Consider the following 716-nt stretch of genomic DNA (forward strand, 5'->3'; position numbering starts at 1 on the left):
CTTTTAGTTTTTTTTCTATCTTTTTCTCTTCTTTCATCTCTCTTTTTTTCTTCTTTCCCTTCCCCTTCTTCTTTTCTTTTCCTTCTTCTTCCATCATTTTTTCCTTTTTTTTTCTCTTCCCTTTTTCTTTTTCTCCCCCTCTTCTTTTTTCCTCTTTTATACTCTTTTTTTTTCGTTCTTCTTCCTCTTTTTCTTTTTTTTTTTCTTTTTCTTCTTCTTTCTCTCTTTTTTTTTCTTATCTTCTTTTCTTCTTTTTTTTCTTTTTTTTTATCTCTTTTTTCTTCTTTTATTTTCTTACTCTTCTCTTTTTCTTTCTTTTTTTTTCTCTTTTTCTTTCTCTCTTTTTTTTTTTCTTATTCTTTTTTTTCTTTTTTTTTTTTTTCTTTTTTTTCTTTTTTTCTTTCTTTTTCTTTATGTTTTTCTCTTTTATTCTCTTTTCTTTTTTTTTTTTTTTTTCCTTTTTTATCTCTTTTCACCTTTTTCTCCTTGTTCTTCCCGTTACCTTTTGGTATCTTTTTTTCTTTTTTCTTTTTTTTTTCCTTTCTTTTCTTTCTCCTCTCTTTTTTTTTTTTTTCTTTTTTTTTTTTCCTTTTTTTCCTTCTTCTTTTCTTTCATCTTTCCTTCTCCTTCACTTTCTTTCCCCTTTTCCTTCCTCTAATTATTTCTACTCTCTTTTTCTTTTCTTTTTTCATCTTCTTTTTTCTTCTTTTCTTCTT

Annotated in this window: 1 protein-coding gene; it reads right to left on the bottom strand. The window is 24.4% G+C overall.

Annotated features, from left to right (window positions below; genetic code table 11):
* Positions 1 to 353 precede the first annotated feature (353 nt).
* Positions 354 to 476, bottom strand: a complete 123-nt coding sequence (locus F3D62_RS13315; protein WP_263478767.1) for a hypothetical protein — start codon at positions 474 to 476, stop codon at positions 354 to 356.
* Between the last annotated feature and the right edge of the window lie 240 nt (positions 477 to 716).

It is taken from the genome of Francisella sp. SYW-9, from assembly GCF_008711465.1.
In the GTDB taxonomy this organism is placed as follows: domain Bacteria; phylum Pseudomonadota; class Gammaproteobacteria; order Francisellales; family Francisellaceae; genus Francisella.